Raw genomic sequence first — 17128 nt, 5'->3', positions numbered from 1 at the left:
TTATTGGGACTGAGCGGTATCGGCCGATGTCAGCGCCGTACCGTCCAGACTGCCTGAAATGTTGTAGCGGACATCAAGGACATCCCCCGGCTGCAGCTCGGTCGCCTCCGACACCTTCACAGCGTCGGCTTCATCGTCTTTGCGCGTGACCCAGTATTCCAGCGGCTGAAGAGCGAGCGCCTTCATGCTTTGGCTTCGCGAAAGCGAGGCGCCCGAAATCTGCAGAAGCTGCAGCGTCGTATTTCGCTTGAGCTTCGTGTCCTCGATCTCTGTCTCTGTGGTCTGAAGCTGCTGGCCGGCGTCGGTTTTGCGCAGGCCCTTGAGATTGAGGGCATCGCGTTCTGTCTCGCTCAGCTTCTGCTTTGCCTGCATGGAGGCAACGACGAGATCCAGCTTGCCGGCTTGCATCTCGGCGACGATCCGCTCCAGCGATGTCTTGCGCGAGGTCGTCAGGATTTTGGTGTCGACCAGCTTGGAGATATCGCTCAACTCGTCCTGCGCAATTTTAACCTGCTCGTCCTGCGAGGACATTTTCTCGTCGAGAATGTTGATCTCGTTGCGCAACAGCGTTTCCAGGTCGGCCGCGGCGGCGAGTTGCTGACGCAGAGCATCGGCCCTGGCATTGAAGAGATCGACCTCGCTCGTCGCGATCTGGGCCACCGCCGACCCCTGCGGCGCAGCCTTGATCTCCGGCGGAAACACGATCGCCGGCTGATCGTTAAGCTCGGCAACAAGCCGGGCTCGCCGGGCTCCCAGCTGTTTCAGCTGCAGTTCCATGCGGCTGATCTCGCCGGCATAGCTGATCTGCTGCGCTTCCGAATAATCCCCCGTCTGCGCGGAGCGTCGCTCCCGGCCGCCGGCCATCGCCATCGCCTGCCGGACCGTCAGGCCGGGCCTGTATTCCAGCTCGCTCGGCTTGTCGACGGCACCGGACACATAGATCATCGGATATTTGATGACCTCGACGGATGCCGTCGGCGCCACGGCCAGACCGGTAATCTGCTTCAGCCTGACGCCGATATCGCCGCTGATCTCGTCGACCGTCTTGTCGCCGACCTGCATCTCACCAATCATCGGAATTGAAATGGCGCCAGACTGCGAGACGACGTATTCGCCATTAAGCGCGGTCCACTCCTTGTATTCCCCGGTGGCGGCGATCCATTCGACGATCGCGACCTTGATGCGTGTTTGAGGCACCACATGATAGACTTGTCCGGCGGCATAAGCGCCGCCGGACAAGCTTGCACCCGCGAGCATCATCGCCAGCACGGGGGGCGCCAGCAATCGCGATGATCTCGGGGTGAAGGGGTAAGGCAAAGCGGAAATTCTAAACATCGGCCGCAATCTCGCTTTCGTGTCGCTTGCGCCATCACGCAGATGAAGCGCTATGCCACGAGATCAGCAGCTGAACGCATAACGTGTAAATGCCCCGCCGCAGCAACAGGGCTTATCATTTCTGGCGAGCAGGGCGCTGTTTTCTCAGTCTCTTTGACGGGCGGGCACATCCTTGTGTGCAGGCGGAGCCCGCGCATTAAATCTTTTGGCTACTCTTCTCGGCCATTTGGATGTCGCCGTGAACCGATAGGGGCGCTGTCGCAAAAGTTGCCGCCTACCCAATGATGTCTCGACCGAAGGAGGAAGAGCCATGCGGGTAGCAATCGTGCATTATTGGCTGGTATCGATGCGAGGCGGTGAAAAGGTCGTCGAAGCGTTATGCGACATGTATCCGGACGCCGACATTTTCACCCTCGTCTACGATGAAAGCCGCGTGTCGGAGAAAATCCGCAAGCACAAGGTCTTCACGTCCTTCCTGCAGCGCATTCCCGGTGCGATCAGGGGATATCAATCGCTGCTCCCCCTCATGCCCTTCGCGCTGGAGAGCTTCGATCTCAGCCGCTACGACCTGATCATCTCGAGCGAATCGGGTCCGGCCAAGGGCATCATCCCGCCGCCGCAGGCGACGCATGTCTGCTATTGCCACTCGCCCATGCGTTACCTTTGGGATCACTATCACTTCTACCGTTCGCATGCGGGCCTCGCGTCACGGCTGATGTTGCCGATGCTGGCGCCGCTGTTGCGCACGTGGGACGTCAATACCAGCCTGCGCGTCGATCGCTTCGTCGCCAACTCGCACCATGTCTGCGACCGGATCGGCAAATATTACCGCCGTCCCGCAACGGTTCTCTACCCGCCGGTCAATGTCGATGACTTCACGCCGTCGGCATCCCGTGAGGACTTCTATCTCTGCGCCGGGCAACTGGTGCCCTATAAGAGGGTCGATCTGGCCGTTCAGGCCTTCACCCGAATGAATCGCAACTTGGTCGTCATCGGCGAAGGCAAGGAGTTGGACGGTCTGAAACGGATCGCCGGCCCCACGATCACCTTCCTCGGCCGTGCGCCGTTTTCGGTGCTGAAGGAGAAGCTGGCAAGCTGCAGAGCGCTGATCTTCCCCGGAGAGGAGGATTTCGGCATCGTACCGGTGGAAGCCATGGCAAGCGGAAGACCCGTCATCGCCTATGGCAGCGGCGGCGCGCTGGAAACGGTGGTGCCCGACATCAGCGGCGTGCTCTTCGAAGAGCAAACCGTGGATGCCCTGATCGAGGCCGTGCTCGGCTTTGAAGCAATCGAGCATCGCTTTCAGCCTGATACGCTGCAATCCCACGCCCAGAAATTCAGCCTGCACAAATTCACCTCAGGTATGCAGGCGATCATTGATGAGGAGTTGATGGTCCGTAGAGCAGGCAGGCCGCTGCAAAATGAAAGAGCTGCGCCGGTCGTCCAGCACAAAATCGAAACGCAGCTGCCCGTGCTGGCCGTGACGCCACACAATGCTACGCTCCAGTAACCTCAAGCCGGCGAGCTGAGGAAGGAATACACTTGGGGATCGGATGACTTCAGCAAGGTCACCAGAACCCTTCAGGAATCCATCCTGTCGCCGATATGGGCGATAAAAGTGCTGGAGATCGTCGCGCGTGGGAGATAATCTCGCTATCTCCAACGCCTGACAAAAACGGAACATGACATGGCTTTCAGGATCATCATGATTGCCTTTCTCGGCATCATCGTCTTGCTGCTGATCGCGCTCTACCTGCTTTTTCAGCAGCCAGGCCCATCCTATCAGACATCTTCCGCACCGCTTGTATCTCAGCAGGCAGCAATCGGCAGGGCCGTCATGGATGCGGCTCGAAAGGATCCGGCCGTGGCGACAATGGTGCGTGACGCCATCAAGGCGGCATCGCCAAAGGATCAGGCCCTGGCAGCCGAGCCCGTCGGTCAGTTGCCGAAACAATAGCCACAGGCCTTCCACCCGACAAAACTCTACAGAGTTCCGATTGGCAAAGACTTCGAATGATATGCGTCGACCAGCTCACACTTCCCCTTCCGTGTGACTTGAGGACGTCAACGGAAGGTTACAAAAGTTTGGGTTGACCGCTTTCCGCGCCAAGGCGACACTTGCAATGTGAAGCAAGGCAGGAGAAGCAGCGATGGACGAACCGGAACGCTGGCGCAACATGGCAAGTGCGCCGAAAGATGGTAGCAGGATCCTGGTCACGATCCGCCAATCCGAGCAGGGACCGGCAGAAGTCGACCTTGCATACTGGTCGAACGGCGATCAGTTTGCGACCGAGGGCTGGCGCGCATCCGACTCCTCGCCCGGGCACATCATTCAATATGCCGACCCCGAATTGAAGTGTTGGATGCCGATGCCTTCCGCCAATCGCGCCGCAATGCCCTCACCCTGGGAAGGCACCGACACGCAGCAACTGGACGGGTCCGGGATTTAACACCCGGCGCCGGCCACACTGATGTTCACGACACCATCATTAGGCGCGTGGTGGAACGCGCGCCTCCTGCTGAATTCGTCAATGTCGCCGACATTGGTCTTCGCTGTTCCAGCAGAAGCCCCGCATCGACGGCCGAAAGGATGGTCCGGATTTAGATGGACTGATCCGCGCCGATTTTTAAGACAGGCGCCAGTTTTGTCCGACTTCAGTCTCCGCTGAGTTCGCGCGCGGCGGTCAATGCAAGCGGTCCCGCTCGTCTTGCGAATTCTTCGGGCGACCAGTCCCCGGTTCCTCCGCCCAGATGGACGGCGCCCACCGGACGACCTTTTGCATCCAGGACAGCCGCGGCCACGGTGATGTCTCCGATCAACAGTTCTTCGACGGACATTGCAAAACCATCCTCTCGAGCGCGCTCAATCAGGCTGAGAATATCGGCAATCTCGGTTGCCGTTCGCGATGTCAGCTTTCGTCGCTCCGAGCGCTCAAGAATATCGAGAACCTCACTCTCCGGGAGATGACTCATGATCGCCCTGCCGCCTGCCGTGCAATAGGTCGGCAGCCGACGACCGATCAGATGCGCATGCGACATTTCAGGTTTTCCGTGCATTCTTGACACGTACATGATCGTGAGATCATCGAAGAGGCTTAGATCCACGCGCTCGTTGAAGCTGGTCCGCAGATTGGCAAGGACGGGGACCGAGCGCCGAATGAGGGGCGAGCCTTTCAGGTAATCGTAGGCGCGATCGAGAACCCGGCGTCCCGGCGTCAGGCCGTTCTTGTGCCGCTCGAGATATCCGAGCTTCAAAAGCGTGTGGGCCAACCTCTGCACCGCACTCTTGTTCAAGCCGGCAATTCCCGCAATTTCAGAGAGCGACATCGGCCCCGGCTGCTGCGCAAAGGCCTCCAACACCATCAAACCGCGCGCGAGCGACGAGGTGAAGAGCGCATCGCTCTCCTCCTTATCGATATCAGCGGCCTTGGCGCTCTCATTCGATGCCGCATCGCGTCCGCCCCTGGACAACACCACCATAACACCCACCCCCGCATAGCAAACGCCAACCACGGAATTGACAACGTGGAAGAAATCTTGTTCGATACAAATAACGATACGTTCGTATCGTATATCGATACGATTTGCAAGCGCGATTGAGTTGATCCAATCGCAAACCTGTCAAAACGCAAAAACGGTGGCACCGGGCGATGTTCAAGTTGACGACGCAATCTCGCTACCTGCTGGGACGGCTCGTCACCGCAGTCTTCTCCGTTTTCGGCGCCATGCTTTTAATATTCGTGCTGCTGAGCCTTGTCCCCGGCGATCCCGCCACCGCCCTTCTCGGGCCGATGGCAACCCCGGAATACGCGCGCCAGTTCGTTCAGGAGCTCGGCCTCGATCAGCCGATACAGATCCGCCTTTGGCGATTTTTCCTGCATGCAGCTACCGGCGATCTCGGCACGGATGTCATATCGGGCCGAAGCGTGGATGAAATCATCTGGGCGGCACTGCCCTCGACCTTCACGCTCGCCCTCGCCGCCATGGCGCTTGCCTGTCTGATCGGTATCCCCGCCGGCGTCTTCAGCGCGGTGCGCAAGGGGTCGATCCTCGACATGCTCATCGCGGCCGTGTCCGTCGTCTTCGTATCGATTCCAAGCTTCATTCTCGGCATCTTTCTTCTTGTGATATTCTCGGTATGGCTGAACTGGCTCCCGGTCCTGGGGACAGGCCCTGTCAGCCTTTCAAGCCAAATCGCCGGCATGATCCTCCCGACCGTCGCCTTGTCGCTCGGCTGGATCGGCCTGATTGCACGTCTCATCAGGACGTCGATGCTGGAAACTCTGGGCGAGAATTTCATCCGCACGGCACGCGCATATGGACTGCGCGAAAATCTGGTTCTCTACAAATATGCCTTGAAGAACGCGATCATCCCCGCCTTGGCCGTTATCGGCATGGGGATAGGACGCCTACTCGGCGGAGCGATCCTGATCGAGATCCTTTTTGCGAGACAGGGCCTCGGAAGCGTTCTCTACAACGCCCTCCAAGCCCGCAATTTCTCGGTTTTGCAAGGAACCGTGTTCGTGGTCGTCGTCATTTTCGTCGTCGTCAATCTGGTGATCGAGCTTTGCTACTCCTTCTTCGATCCACGCATCCGTTCGGGGAGGCACTGATCATGGCGGTAGCGATCTACAAAAGCCTGCGTCGCGTCCTCAGGGATCCAAGTGGTGCAATTGGTCTCATCCTCGTTGTGGTCATTCTGCTGATCTCGATATTCGCACCGTGGCTTGTACCCTACGATCCAAACAAGCTCGATGTCCTGCACAGGTTTTCCGCGCCCTCCGGCCTCCATTGGCTCGGAACCGATCAGCTGGGCCGAGACCTTCTGAGCCGCCATATTCTGGGACTGCAGATCGCCATGGTCGTCGCCCTTTCCGTGACGGGAGCGGCGCTCATCCTCGGCACGACACTGGGGATTCTGTCCGCCTACATCCAAGGGCCAATCGAGAAACTCATCCTCATCGCCTTCGACTCGGTCTCCTCGTTTCCGAGCGTAATCCTGGCGCTTGCCGCCGTCGCGGTTCTGGGATCGTCGCTGCCGATGATCATCGCCGTGATCGCGATCAGTCTCATTCCGCATTTCGGCCGGGTGGCACGGTCTCAGGTTCTGTCTGTGAGGAGCGAGCCGTTTATCGAGGCCGAAGCGGTTCTGGGTGCTTCACAGGGGCGCATCCTGCTGTTTCACGTCGTGCCCAACATCCTTGCCCCCCTCATCGTTATCGCTTCGCTGGATCTGCCGATCGTCATCGCAACCGAGGCTGGCCTCTCCTTTCTCGGGCTGGGATTGCGACCGCCGCTGTCGAGCCTCGGAGGCCTGCTGCAGGACGGATACCAGAACATGTCACACACCGTGGTTCCGGTCCTCGTGTCCAGCAGTGCGCTCGCCATCGCCACCCTCGCCTTCACGCTTTTTGGGGAGGCGCTCCGGCAGGCGACCGACCCCCGTTCATCCAAGGAGATCCAGAATGCCTGACGCTCTCCTCGAAATTCGCGATCTGAAGCTCACCGCCGCGACCGATCGCGGCCCGGCCCACATCCTGCGAGGAATCGACCTCGACGTCAGACGTCGAAGTATCCTGGGGATCGTCGGCGAGTCTGGCTCGGGGAAATCCAGCCTGGCGAATGTCGTCATAGGTCTTCAAGGCGCGGCATTGCGCACTCAAGGCACCGTCAGCTTGAACGGCGTGGATCTGCTGGCGCTCAACCCGGCTCAGATGCGCAATGTTCGTGGACGGGAGATCGCGATGGTCTTCCAGGATCCCATGACCGCGCTCAATCCGGTCCTGCGGGTGGGTACGCAGCTAGTCGACGTTGCCCGCCGCAGGCATTCCGCATTGGGAAAAGCAGATGCCGCAAACCTGGCGGCCGAAGCGCTTGCCAAAGTCGGCTTGTCCGATCCACAGCGTCGGCTAAGGGAGTATCCGCACCAATTTTCCGGCGGGATGCGCCAACGCGCCATGATCGCCATGGCGCTGCTTGCCCAACCCGAGCTTTTGATTGCAGACGAGCCCACGACGGCGCTCGATGCGACCATTGAAGCACAGATTGTTGATCTCCTCATTCGGCTGCGGGACGAATTCTCCGGATCGATCGTCTTCATCTCACACCACCTGGGAACGGTCGCGCGGCTCTGCGACGAGGTCGCCGTGATGTATGGCGGTCATCTCGTAGAATATGGGCCTGTCCGGCAGACGCTTTCATCGCCATTGCACCCCTATACGCAGGCGCTGGTCGGCTGCGAGGTCGACGAGGCCGCGCCTGATATTCCCCTCAAATACATTCCCGGCAAGGTTCCCGATACGACCGACCAGCCACAAGGCTGCATCTTCCGCGCCCGCTGTGAATACGCGATCGAGGCGTGCGCCACCAAAATGCCGGAACTTCGCAACTTTGGGCAAGACCGCCGAGCAGCCTGCATCCGGGCCGAGGAGCTGTCATGAGCCCCAGGGAGATGATCGCTCTTGATGGAATAGCCGTCGCCTACGATGGCCGCACCCGCGTTCTCGATAATGTCTCGTTCTTCGTCGAGGCCGGCGACACGGTGGGTATCGTCGGCGAATCCGGCTCGGGCAAAAGCACGATGTGCCGCGTCATAGTGGGTTTGGCGGACATCGTCGACGGCTCGCGCCGCATACAGGATCAACCGATCGAGCAGACGCTCAAACGGGATCGACGCGCCTTTCGCCGTCGCGTGCAGATGCTGATGCAAGATGCGGTGGCAACGTTGTCCCCCCGAATGACCATCGGCAGCCTTATGATGGAGGCCGTTGCCATTCATGGGCTCGACCGCGAACGGACGAAGGCTCGTGTGACGGAGCTGGCCGAGCGTCTGCGGCTTCCGCCGTCCATCCTCGATCGCTATCCCCATGAAGTCTCGGGCGGTCAGGCCCGCCGGATCGGTGTCATCAGGGCGCTTCTGCTCGAACCTTCCCTGCTGGTCGCCGATGAGCCGACAGCAGGCCTCGATGTGTCCGTGCAAGGCGAGCTGTTGAACGTTCTGCTCGAATTCCAGCGCGAGATGGGTCTGACCTTCGTGATGGTCAGCCACAATCTGCACGTCGTCAGGCGCGTCACGAACCGCACTCTCGTCATGTATCTCGGCCAGATCATCGAAGATTGCCCGACGCGCCAGCTCTTCGATCAGCCCGCTCACCCCTATACGACTGCGCTTCTGTCCACCAATCCGCGCCTTTCGGAGCTCGACGCGAAACCTATCGTCCTCAAGGGCGAGATTCCCAGCATCGCCTCGCCGCCCACGGGATGCCGCTTCCATACGCGCTGTCCGGTCTCCCAGCCGCGATGCGCATCGGAAATGCCGCAGCTCATGCCGATCGATCACGTTCGCAAGGTGCGATGCCACTTTCCCTATTCGCTTGAGCTGCCTAGCGGCATCCACGCCGCGCCGGCCAACGACGCCATCCATTCAACATCAACCTCATCACCACGGAAGGTTTGACATGACCAGTAAATTCGAGATCACGCGTCGAGGAGTGCTTGTCGGGGCTGCCGGTCTGTCGGCCGCGGCCATCTTCCCGGGCAGCACAGTCCTGGCCGCCGACGGCAAGCGTGTCGTCCTGCGGATCGCAAAGCAAATCCAGAACATCGATCCGCCCTTCCGCACCGGGGTCTCGGACGGAAATGTCATCCATGCCGTCTTTCAGACCTTGGTCGGCTACAAGCCCGGCGAATTTACGCATGTGATGGATGCCGCATCCAAGGTCGAGCAGGTCTCTCCGACGGAAATCGCCTTCACGCTGAAGCCCGGACAGATGTTCAGCGGTGGCTACGGCGAAATGACGGGCGATGACGTGAAGTTCTCCTTCGAACGCTATCTGCACCCAGACGCCGACGGCAAGGTTTCGAGCTATAAGAGCGATTGGGCCAATCTTGTCGAAGTTCGCGTCCATGACACATATTCCGGTAGCCTGATCTTTTCGAAGCCAAGCCCGGCCGTGTGGGACGTAGCGATCGTCGGCAGCTCGGGCGCCATCCAGTCGCGCAAGGCGGTGGCGGCGCTCGGCGCAAAGCATAGTCAGACACCCATCGGATCCGGGCCTTACAAGGTGGCGTCCTTCGAGCCACAGCAAGGACTGACGCTCGTTGCCCATACGGACTATGCCGGCGAGAAGCCGTTCTTCGATACGTGCGACCTGCGTTACATCGGCAATGAAAAGACTGCTCAGCTCGCCCTGAGGGCGAAGGAGATCGACTTCACGGAACTCTCGACGGAAGCGGCCAACGAGATCGCCAATGTCGCCGGGCTGAAGGTCACGAAGCATCCGAGCCTGCGCTTCATCTGGATGGGCATGAACATGCAGCGCGGCGCGCTTGCCGACATTCGCGTCCGCCAGGCGATCCGGCTTGCCGTCGATGTCGATCAGATGATCCTGGCCGGCTACCAAGGCGATGCGCAGCGTCTGAACTCGATGATCCCGCCGGGAATTCTCGGCTTCTGGACCGACGCTCCCGTTTACCAGCGCGACGTCGAAAAGGCCAGGGCACTCCTGGCGCAAGCCGGCGTGAAGACGCCGATGACACTGAAACTGACGATCCTCAACGAACCTTCGTTCCAGAACATGGCGCTTGTGGCGCAGGCCCTGCTTGGAGAAGCAGGCATCAATGTCGAGATCGATCAGCGCGAAGCCGGCACCTACTGGTCGTCCGGCAAGGGCCAGTCCGGTGAAGAACTGGAGCTCTTCTTCCTTCGCTTCAACGCCGTCGTCGATCCCAATTTCAACACACGCTGGTTCCTTCCCGACCAGATCGGCGATTGGAACTGGCAGCGTTTCAGCGACCCGCAATACGCCAAGCTGCACGAGGAAAGCTCGGTCAATACCGACAAGGACAGCCGCGAAAAGCAGATCATCGAGATGCAGAAGCTGATGGACGCGAGCGCAAGCATGGTGTGGCTGACGAACGACGTCTTCGCCTTTGGCGCCCGGGAGGGACTTCAGCCTGCGGTCCTGCCCAATGGAAACGACTGGCAGATGCGCTTTTTCAGGCAGGTCTGACGGCGGATTTTGCACATCAAAGCCCCGATCTGTGGGGCGCTGTTTCTGGAGGACGTTGTGAAAAGGTCTACTATAGCTCGGGTCACGCCCGTCACTGCGGACAAGTACCTGTTCGTCGAAATCGAGACCGCCGATGGCCGCATCGGCGTCGGCGAGTCCGGTGCCTGGGCTCATATCGAGGCCACCCGAACCGTCATCGAGAAATTCGCCGAATATCTGGTCGGCCGGGACGCGGAGGAGATCGAAAAGCACTGGCAGATCCTTTGCCGCTTCGGAAGCTACGCGGGATCGCTGGTCATGGGCGCTCTGTCGGCGGTTGACGTCGCACTCTGGGATCTGAAGGGCCAGCGGCTCGCAGAGCCGATCTATGCGCTCCTGGGAGGACCATATCGGCAGAAGATGCGCGTCTATGGTCATGCCAGGGGAGCGACGCGCAAGCAGCTGGTAGAGAGATCGACCCTGCTTAAGGCCGCCGGCTTCAATGCCGTCGGACACGTCAATCCATTCCTCGACGAAGATGTCGACAAACCCGTGTCCGGCACCTTCGCATCGCGGCTGCGATTTGCCGTCGAAACTCTCGAGGAGGTGCGTTCGGCCATCGGTCCGGACACCGATCTTTGCATCGAGATACATAGACGGCTCAGGCCCGCCGAGGCGATCGCCCTCGGTGACAGTATCAGCCACATCATGCCGCTGTTTTATGAGGACCCCATCCGCCCGGATTCCGCATCCGCGATGTGCATGGTGCAAAACCAGCTGAAAATACCGATCGCGACGGGAGAGCGTCTGTTCACGCTGCAGCAGTTCCATCAGTTGCTCGAATCGGGTGGCGCGCGCTACCTCAGACCATGTCTGAGCCTATGCGGCGGCTTCACCGGAGCGCGCAAGGTGGCCGCATTGGCGGAGGTCTACGATGTGGATCTCATTCCCCACAATACCTATTCGCCTATCGCCACCGTGGCCTCGATGCACCTTGCGGCGTCTATTCCAAACCTTCTTATCCTCGAGTATCCCACCGCCCGATATACCGATGACATAGCGTCGACTGGCCTCGTCGCTCAGGAGTTGGCGGTCCGCTCGCCGGTGCAAGAAGGCGGCTATGTAACGGTCGAAGACCGTCCGGGCCTGGGCACCAGTCTGGTCAAAGGTGTTGCCGAGGCGTTTCCCTACCGCCCAATTCCCATCTACACGCGATTGAACATAGACGGCTCGCCCACCGAGCACTGAGGCTTTCATGACAAAAATTACCGGCGTCCGTTGCGAATACTACGCCTGGCCGCACCAGACACCCATTCGCAACGGAACCCACACCTGGAGCGAGGTCAGGCGCTGCGTTGTCCATCTGGACACCGATGCCGGCGTGACCGGCATCGGCATCGGCGGAGCCTCGCCCGGCGAAGTCGCAATCCTCAAGGTGCTGGCCGAAAAGCTGATTGGCTTTGACGCCGATTTCATCGGCCAGTTCTGGAGCCGCTTCGAAGATCCGAAAATGTTCGGACGAAAGGGGCACGAGCACTACGCGTTGTCTTCGGTCGATTGCGCCTTGTGGGACCTGAAGGCCAAGCTTGCGGGCATGCCGCTGCACAGGCTCCTGGGCGCCGTCACGGATCGGGTGCCGTTCTACATTGCAGGGGGGTATTATGGCGAAGACAAAACCCTGGCGGATCTGCAGCGGGAGATGGAATCCTACGTTTCTCTCGGCGCGCGCGCCGTAAAGATGAAAGTCGGCGGCGCGACGATGGCCGAAGATGTCGAACGCGTGCGCTCCGTGCGAAGATCACTGGGCGACGACATCGCCCTGATGCTCGATGCCAACGGCGCCTACCATGCACATGAAGCGATTCAGTTCGGCGAGCGTGTCGCAGATTTGAACATTGCCTGGTTCGAGGAGCCTGTCGGCCCGGATGATTATGAGGGATATGCTCGCATCGGAAGCCGGCTCAATATTCCGCTGGCAGCGGGAGAGCAGGAATACGGGCTCAAAGGCTTTCGAGACCTTCTCGCCACTGACGCCGTCGCAATTTTGCAGCCAGATGCCCGATGGACTGGCGGCGTCAGCGAGTTCATGAGAATCTCGGTCCTGGCCGACGCCCATGGCCGACTGGTTTCAAGTCATGGCGACCAACAGGTTCATGCCCCTTTGATGGCTGTCGCCCGAAATCCGTCTTTTACCGAATATTATGCGCCGACGGTCGATCCGCATTCCGAAACCTTTTATGCGCAACCGGTGCAACGCGACAATGCCGGCAACCTTCTCCTGTCAGACAAGCCCGGAGGCGGCTGGGATGTCGACGTTGCAGCGATGCAGCGATTCCGCATCTCCCTCTGAGGCGCTATCTTAGATCGTCTTCCCGCAGTGTACGGCGAACCGCGGCAAGAATCGTTCCATTGCGGATGAGTTCTGTCACGCGCTCGATATCCAGTGTCGTGCTTCGATCGTCATCCAAGCGGTCGACCACGGCGCGAACGGTCTGCAGCAAAGTTCTTGCGACCGCCGCCGTGGTGTCGAGCTGTCTAAGCTCGAGTGCCTGGGCCGCGACGATCAACTCGCAGGCAAAAACCTGACGGATATAATTGATCTGTTCGAGAGCACGGCGCACGGCAACCGGGGTGAACGGAGCCTGATCCTCGACACTGTCGGAGGTGTTGTCGTCATTGGAGGCCGGCGTTGAGTAAAAGCGTACCTCGCGATTGAGGCTACGCGCAGCCACCCTGATGAGCCCCAAACCAGTCCGGCTCGGACCTTGCACATTGAAGCGATCCGGAAGGCCAGTCAGTTCCGATTGCATCAACCGGCTGACACGCTCCGAAGACATTGTCGACACTTCCGCAAGAGCCAGCCGCAGGGCATCGAAGGCGACGGCCATCGCCGGCGCGTGGAAATTGCCCGTCGAAAGGATCAGATCCTCATCGGCAAGGATCAGTGGATTGTCGGAGGCACTGTTCAATTCAATCTCGACATTGGGTCGTGCGAAATCGATCGTCGCGCGCAAGGCGCCATGAACCTGGGTCGCGCATCTCAGACTGATGGGATCTTGAAGACGTCGCGGCTCGGCCGGATCGAACAGCTTCGTGCCCCGCAACATGCGCCGCAGGGAGACGGCCGCGTCGTGCTGGCCAGGCGCCGGGCGTGATGCCACCACACGCGCGTCGAACGGGCTTGGATTGCCGCGAAATGCCTCGAATGACAGCGCAAGAATCGCATCTGCGAGTTCGGCGAGATCGATCAGCTCATGAAGGACGAGAGCGCCCAGCCCGATGCTGATGGAATTGGCGCTGCACAGGGCGAGCCCTTCTTTTTCAAGAAGGCTTATTGTCGGTATCTTCGCCCGGCGCATCGCCTCGTCGCCCGGCAGGATCTCTCCCTCAAATTCCGCGCGGCCTTCGCCGACCAGCGGCAAGGCCATGTTGGCGCAAAGCGCCAGATCGGAGGCGCCGAGCGAGCCGACCTGAGGAACGAGCGGATGGACGCCCCGCTCCAGCATGGCCAACTGTGTATGCACGATGAGCGGCCGCACACCGCCACCGCCCTGAGCGAGACTTGCCGCACGTGCAAACAGGGCTGCCCTGACATGAAATGGCTCCAGATAACCGCCGCCACCGGTTGCCCTCGCGCGCACCACGGACATGCTGAAATTGCCCCGGTCCTCTTGCGAGATCTCCGTCATGGCACGCGCACCGAGACCACGCGTCAAGCCATAGGCCGGGCGATTTTCCCGGGACCATCGCTCGACGACATCCCTTGCCCTCAGCAATCTGGTTTCCGCCTGCTCCGCCAGATGCACTCCCCTCTCACGCCGCGCCACCATCGCGACGTCCTCGACCGTCACCTCATCCTCGCCCAAAGCTATCGACACCGGTTTCTCCCGTGTTTTATGGATCCGATCCCCTTGGTCATTTGCTTGCCTGCAAGATGCACCGATCGATGTCATCAAACTATACATAAAGCGTCACATCGAACCACCTTTTCGCGGCGCTGAGATTCAGAAAATGCGCTTGGGCAAATGGGGAAGAACGGGCACGTCCATAGATGAGAGCTCGGCGCAACGTACCGCGGATAAGGCCCATGCATCGGTGCGAGCTTAGGCTGCCTCTTTCCGCAACAGAGCGACCGCTCCACCAAGTCCGTAGGGCGATCGCCGACGACAATCCGGAACATTGTTCTAATTCGACCGTTCATTCTCTTAGAAATCATGGAGGATATGCAAATGCGAAGAACAATTATTGCCTGCGCGACCGCCCTGATTGTCGGCGGATCCGCTCTGCCAGTGCTCGCGGATGAAGTGATTGTCGACGGGCCGTCCTATGATCAGGATTATCATTCCCATCGCCATCATCGCCCTCAAGTTACTTTGGGCGAAGACGGAATAACCGTTGGATCGATCCGGGATCGCGATCGCCCTGACCGGCGGGACGACCGCGGCCGATGCATGACAAAAAGCGTCACCCGCACGGACGAAAACGGTGATCAGGTCACCAAAACCATGCGCCGTTGTGACTAATCACAGCGTTGGCGGCGATTGAGATTTGCTATTTCTTTCGCCGCTCGACGCACGATCGGATTCCTCATCCAACAAGGATGGACGATGCGTTATTTGAAACGTGCGTGACTTTCCGGACTTTTGAAACGAGGCATTTTCAGACGTTTCATGAGCAAACAATCTCACCATCTGCTTTCCAACATCTCGCGCACGGCATGATCGGGTCGTCACCCGCCTAGATGCGATGCGCATGATGAATGATACGCGCGCGAAAATCCGTACCGAACGCCCACTCCCAGACTACTCGAACCTTTGTCGCTCTGATTCGTTCCCACACCAGAGAAGTGAAAGTTTCCCAATCCCTTTCACCGACAAAGACCGATGACCACGAAGAAGATGGATTGCTTATTTTGGACTCGCAAACAATGACCGGTTCGACTTCCCACCAACTCGACTCGACCCCGAACATTCCTCGACCGATAGCAGAACACGGCATCATAGGAGACTTGGCGACGCTCGCCTTGATCGGGCGTGATGGCGTCATCGACTTCATGTGCTGGCCAAATTTCGACAGCCCGACGATCTTTGCCGCTCTTCTTGACCCTGACAGAGGCGGCGCCTTCGAGCTTAGACCCGATATCGAAGATGCACGGATCACGCAGCAATATCTGCCTGATACCAACGTGCTGCTCACGCGATGGATGGGCAAGGACGCGAGCGCGGAACTCACGGATTTCATGGCCGTCAAAACCGGCGATGACGATACGCCGACGACTGTTGCACGCCGGCTCCGCGTCACACGCGGCGAGGTCCGTTTCACGATGCATTGCGCACCGCGCTTCGACTATGCGCGAGAGGCCATTTCACCACGCGTGACAGAGCGCGAGGCATTCTGGAACCCCGCCAATGCCGAAGGCTTCAAATTGTCGGCAAACGTACCGCTGGTGCTGGATGGCCACGATGTTCGCTCAACGGCTCGGCTGAAGGCTGGCGAGAGCGCCGACTTCATCCTCAGTGGCACGGATGACGAAACGATAGAGATAACCGAGTTCGACGAATTCGAGGCTGCAACGATTGCGTATTGGGAAGATTGGGCCGGGCGATCGACCTACCGGGGCCGTTGGCGCGAAATGGTCAATCGCTCCGCCTTGACGCTCAAGTTGATGACGTCTCGCCGGCACGGCTCCATCGTTGCAGCCGGGACATTTGGCCTGCCGGAAACACTGGGCGGCGGCCGCAACTGGGATTATCGCGCAACCTGGATTCGGGACGCATCCTTTACCGTCTATGCCCTCATGCGGCTTGGCTACAGCCAGGAGGCCGAGGCTTTCAACAAATGGATCGGCAAGCGGGCTCGGGCAAGTCATGCCGGCGGAAGGCTCAATATCATGTATGCCGTCGATGGCGGCGACGTTCTCAAGGAAACGAATCTTGACCACTTGCAAGGCTACGGCGGCGCACGCCCCGTGAGGATCGGCAACCAGGCGGCGGAACAGTTTCAGCTCGATATCTACGGCGAGTTGATGGATGCGGTCTATCTCAGCAACAAATACGGCCACGCCGTCTCTCACGATGGATGGCAAGGCATACGGGAAGTCATCGACTATGTATGTGAGCATTGGCAGGACCCGGATGCAGGCATATGGGAGATGCGCCGTGAACCGCAGCATTTCCTGCATTCACGCCTCATGTGCTGGGTCGCTCTCGACCGCGCCATCCGGCTTGCCGGCAAGCGATCTCTCGCCGCGCCTTTTGCCAAATGGCTGGATGTTCGCAATGATATCTACGAGGATATCTGGCTCAACTTCTGGAATGAGGAGAAAGGCCACTTCGTGCAGACGAAGGGCGGAGAAAACCTCGATGCTTCCCTGCTTTTGATGCCACTTGTGCGATTTGTCAGTGCAACCGACCCACGATGGCTGGCAACTCTCGATTCTATCGGCAAAACCCTGGCCGACGACGGCATTGTTTATCGCTATCGCAGCCCCGACGGGCTAAAAGGTCATGAAGGCGGATTTTCAGCCTGCTCTTTCTGGTATGCGGAATGCCTCGCACGTGCCGGCGACCTCAAGAAAGCGCGTCGCATTTTCGAAGCGGTGCTCAACCGCGCCAATCACCTCGGTCTTTATGCCGAGGAGTTCGACGAGCGCTCGGAGCTATTGGGCAACTTCCCCCAGGCATTCACACACCTCGCCCTGATCAGTGCCGCCTTCTATCTCGATCGCGAACTCGATCATCGAAATGACCAGCAATGGCGTCCCTAGGCTTGGCTGCCGGCGGATGTCGGAATACGCCCGCGGT

15 protein-coding genes are annotated in these 17128 nt (G+C 59.5%); 12 read left to right on the top strand and 3 right to left on the bottom strand.

Going from position 1 to position 17128, the window contains the following annotated elements; all coding sequences use genetic code 11:
* Entirely contained in the window at positions 1-1335 is a 1335-nt protein-coding gene (locus HGP17_RS26805) for a polysaccharide biosynthesis/export family protein (protein WP_168813672.1), read from the bottom strand.
* Positions 1336-1645: 310 nt separating this feature from the next.
* Between HGP17_RS26805 and HGP17_RS26800 the strand changes: the two genes are divergently transcribed.
* The 3 genes from HGP17_RS26800 to HGP17_RS26790 all read left to right on the top strand — a co-directional run bounded on the left by HGP17_RS26800 (position 1646) and on the right by HGP17_RS26790 (position 3785).
* Complete coding sequence (locus tag HGP17_RS26800) at positions 1646-2845, top strand: glycosyltransferase (protein ID WP_168813670.1); 1200 nt, start codon at positions 1646-1648, stop codon at positions 2843-2845.
* Positions 2846-3022: 177 nt separating this feature from the next.
* Positions 3023-3292 (top strand): hypothetical protein, encoded by a 270-nt coding sequence (locus HGP17_RS26795; protein WP_168813668.1) that lies wholly within the window; start codon positions 3023-3025, stop codon positions 3290-3292.
* Between the two features lie 193 nt (positions 3293-3485).
* A complete protein-coding gene (locus HGP17_RS26790; RefSeq protein WP_168813666.1) occupies positions 3486-3785 on the top strand; it encodes a hypothetical protein in 300 nt (99 codons plus the stop codon).
* A 205-nt stretch (positions 3786-3990) separates the two neighbouring features.
* Here HGP17_RS26790 and HGP17_RS26785 read toward each other — a convergent pair whose 3' ends face one another.
* Positions 3991-4815: an IclR family transcriptional regulator gene (locus HGP17_RS26785; protein ID WP_168813664.1), complete on the bottom strand. Its 825-nt coding sequence runs from the start codon at positions 4813-4815 to the stop codon at positions 3991-3993.
* Positions 4816-4985: 170 nt separating this feature from the next.
* On the opposite strand from HGP17_RS26785, the gene HGP17_RS26780 reads away from it, so the two are divergent.
* Genes HGP17_RS26780 through HGP17_RS26750 form a run of 7 tightly spaced genes read left to right on the top strand, consistent with a single transcriptional unit; the run spans position 4986 to position 12675 of the window.
* Entirely contained in the window at positions 4986-5948 is a 963-nt protein-coding gene (locus tag HGP17_RS26780; RefSeq protein WP_168813662.1) for an ABC transporter permease, read from the top strand.
* A gap of 2 nt (positions 5949-5950) precedes the next feature.
* On the top strand, positions 5951-6808 hold the full coding sequence (locus HGP17_RS26775; protein WP_246704228.1) for an ABC transporter permease: 858 nt from the start codon (positions 5951-5953) through the stop codon (positions 6806-6808).
* A complete protein-coding gene (locus HGP17_RS26770; protein WP_168813660.1) occupies positions 6801-7775 on the top strand; it encodes an ABC transporter ATP-binding protein in 975 nt (324 codons plus the stop codon). Before HGP17_RS26775 ends, HGP17_RS26770 begins: the two co-directional genes overlap by 8 nt.
* A complete protein-coding gene (locus tag HGP17_RS26765; RefSeq protein ID WP_168813658.1) occupies positions 7772-8791 on the top strand; it encodes an ABC transporter ATP-binding protein in 1020 nt (339 codons plus the stop codon). The genes HGP17_RS26770 and HGP17_RS26765 overlap by 4 nt, the downstream gene beginning before the upstream one ends.
* Position 8792: 1 nt before the next feature.
* A complete protein-coding gene (locus HGP17_RS26760) occupies positions 8793-10346 on the top strand; it encodes an ABC transporter substrate-binding protein (protein ID WP_168813656.1) in 1554 nt (517 codons plus the stop codon).
* Between the two features lie 57 nt (positions 10347-10403).
* Positions 10404-11573, top strand: a complete 1170-nt coding sequence (locus HGP17_RS26755; protein ID WP_168813651.1) for a mandelate racemase/muconate lactonizing enzyme family protein — start codon at positions 10404-10406, stop codon at positions 11571-11573.
* A gap of 7 nt (positions 11574-11580) precedes the next feature.
* Positions 11581-12675, top strand: coding sequence for a mandelate racemase/muconate lactonizing enzyme family protein (locus HGP17_RS26750; protein ID WP_168813650.1), 1095 nt, complete (start codon positions 11581-11583; stop codon positions 12673-12675).
* A 4-nt stretch (positions 12676-12679) separates the two neighbouring features.
* Here HGP17_RS26750 and HGP17_RS26745 read toward each other — a convergent pair whose 3' ends face one another.
* Positions 12680-14203 (bottom strand): aromatic amino acid ammonia-lyase, encoded by a 1524-nt coding sequence (locus tag HGP17_RS26745; RefSeq protein ID WP_168813649.1) that lies wholly within the window; start codon positions 14201-14203, stop codon positions 12680-12682.
* Positions 14204-14539: 336 nt separating this feature from the next.
* Here HGP17_RS26745 and HGP17_RS26740 point away from each other — a divergent pair, with 336 nt between their 5' ends.
* Together HGP17_RS26740 and HGP17_RS26735 are read left to right on the top strand one after the other, a co-directional pair.
* On the top strand, positions 14540-14848 hold the full coding sequence (locus HGP17_RS26740) for a hypothetical protein (protein WP_168813648.1): 309 nt from the start codon (positions 14540-14542) through the stop codon (positions 14846-14848).
* A gap of 404 nt (positions 14849-15252) precedes the next feature.
* A complete protein-coding gene (locus HGP17_RS26735; protein WP_168813646.1) occupies positions 15253-17091 on the top strand; it encodes a glycoside hydrolase family 15 protein in 1839 nt (612 codons plus the stop codon).
* Positions 17092-17128 lie beyond the last annotated feature (37 nt).

Origin of the sequence: Rhizobium sp. P38BS-XIX (assembly GCF_012641435.1) — a bacterium.
Taxonomy (GTDB): domain Bacteria; phylum Pseudomonadota; class Alphaproteobacteria; order Rhizobiales; family Rhizobiaceae; genus Rhizobium.
This window is presented reverse-complemented; position numbering and strand designations above follow the sequence as displayed.

Coding starts and splice junctions, on each gene's coding strand:
- HGP17_RS26780 (WP_168813662.1), top strand. CDS start 4,986: ATGTTCAAGTTGACGACGCAATCTCGCTACCTGCTGGGACGGCTCGTC.
- HGP17_RS26805 (WP_168813672.1), bottom strand. CDS start 1,335: ATGTTTAGAATTTCCGCTTTGCCTTACCCCTTCACCCCGAGATCATCG.
- HGP17_RS26750 (WP_168813650.1), top strand. CDS start 11,581: ATGACAAAAATTACCGGCGTCCGTTGCGAATACTACGCCTGGCCGCAC.
- HGP17_RS26775 (WP_246704228.1), top strand. CDS start 5,951: ATGGCGGTAGCGATCTACAAAAGCCTGCGTCGCGTCCTCAGGGATCCA.
- HGP17_RS26800 (WP_168813670.1), top strand. CDS start 1,646: ATGCGGGTAGCAATCGTGCATTATTGGCTGGTATCGATGCGAGGCGGT.
- HGP17_RS26760 (WP_168813656.1), top strand. CDS start 8,793: ATGACCAGTAAATTCGAGATCACGCGTCGAGGAGTGCTTGTCGGGGCT.
- HGP17_RS26790 (WP_168813666.1), top strand. CDS start 3,486: ATGGACGAACCGGAACGCTGGCGCAACATGGCAAGTGCGCCGAAAGAT.
- HGP17_RS26735 (WP_168813646.1), top strand. CDS start 15,253: ATGACCGGTTCGACTTCCCACCAACTCGACTCGACCCCGAACATTCCT.
- HGP17_RS26785 (WP_168813664.1), bottom strand. CDS start 4,815: ATGGTGGTGTTGTCCAGGGGCGGACGCGATGCGGCATCGAATGAGAGC.
- HGP17_RS26765 (WP_168813658.1), top strand. CDS start 7,772: ATGAGCCCCAGGGAGATGATCGCTCTTGATGGAATAGCCGTCGCCTAC.
- HGP17_RS26795 (WP_168813668.1), top strand. CDS start 3,023: ATGGCTTTCAGGATCATCATGATTGCCTTTCTCGGCATCATCGTCTTG.
- HGP17_RS26770 (WP_168813660.1), top strand. CDS start 6,801: ATGCCTGACGCTCTCCTCGAAATTCGCGATCTGAAGCTCACCGCCGCG.
- HGP17_RS26740 (WP_168813648.1), top strand. CDS start 14,540: ATGGAGGATATGCAAATGCGAAGAACAATTATTGCCTGCGCGACCGCC.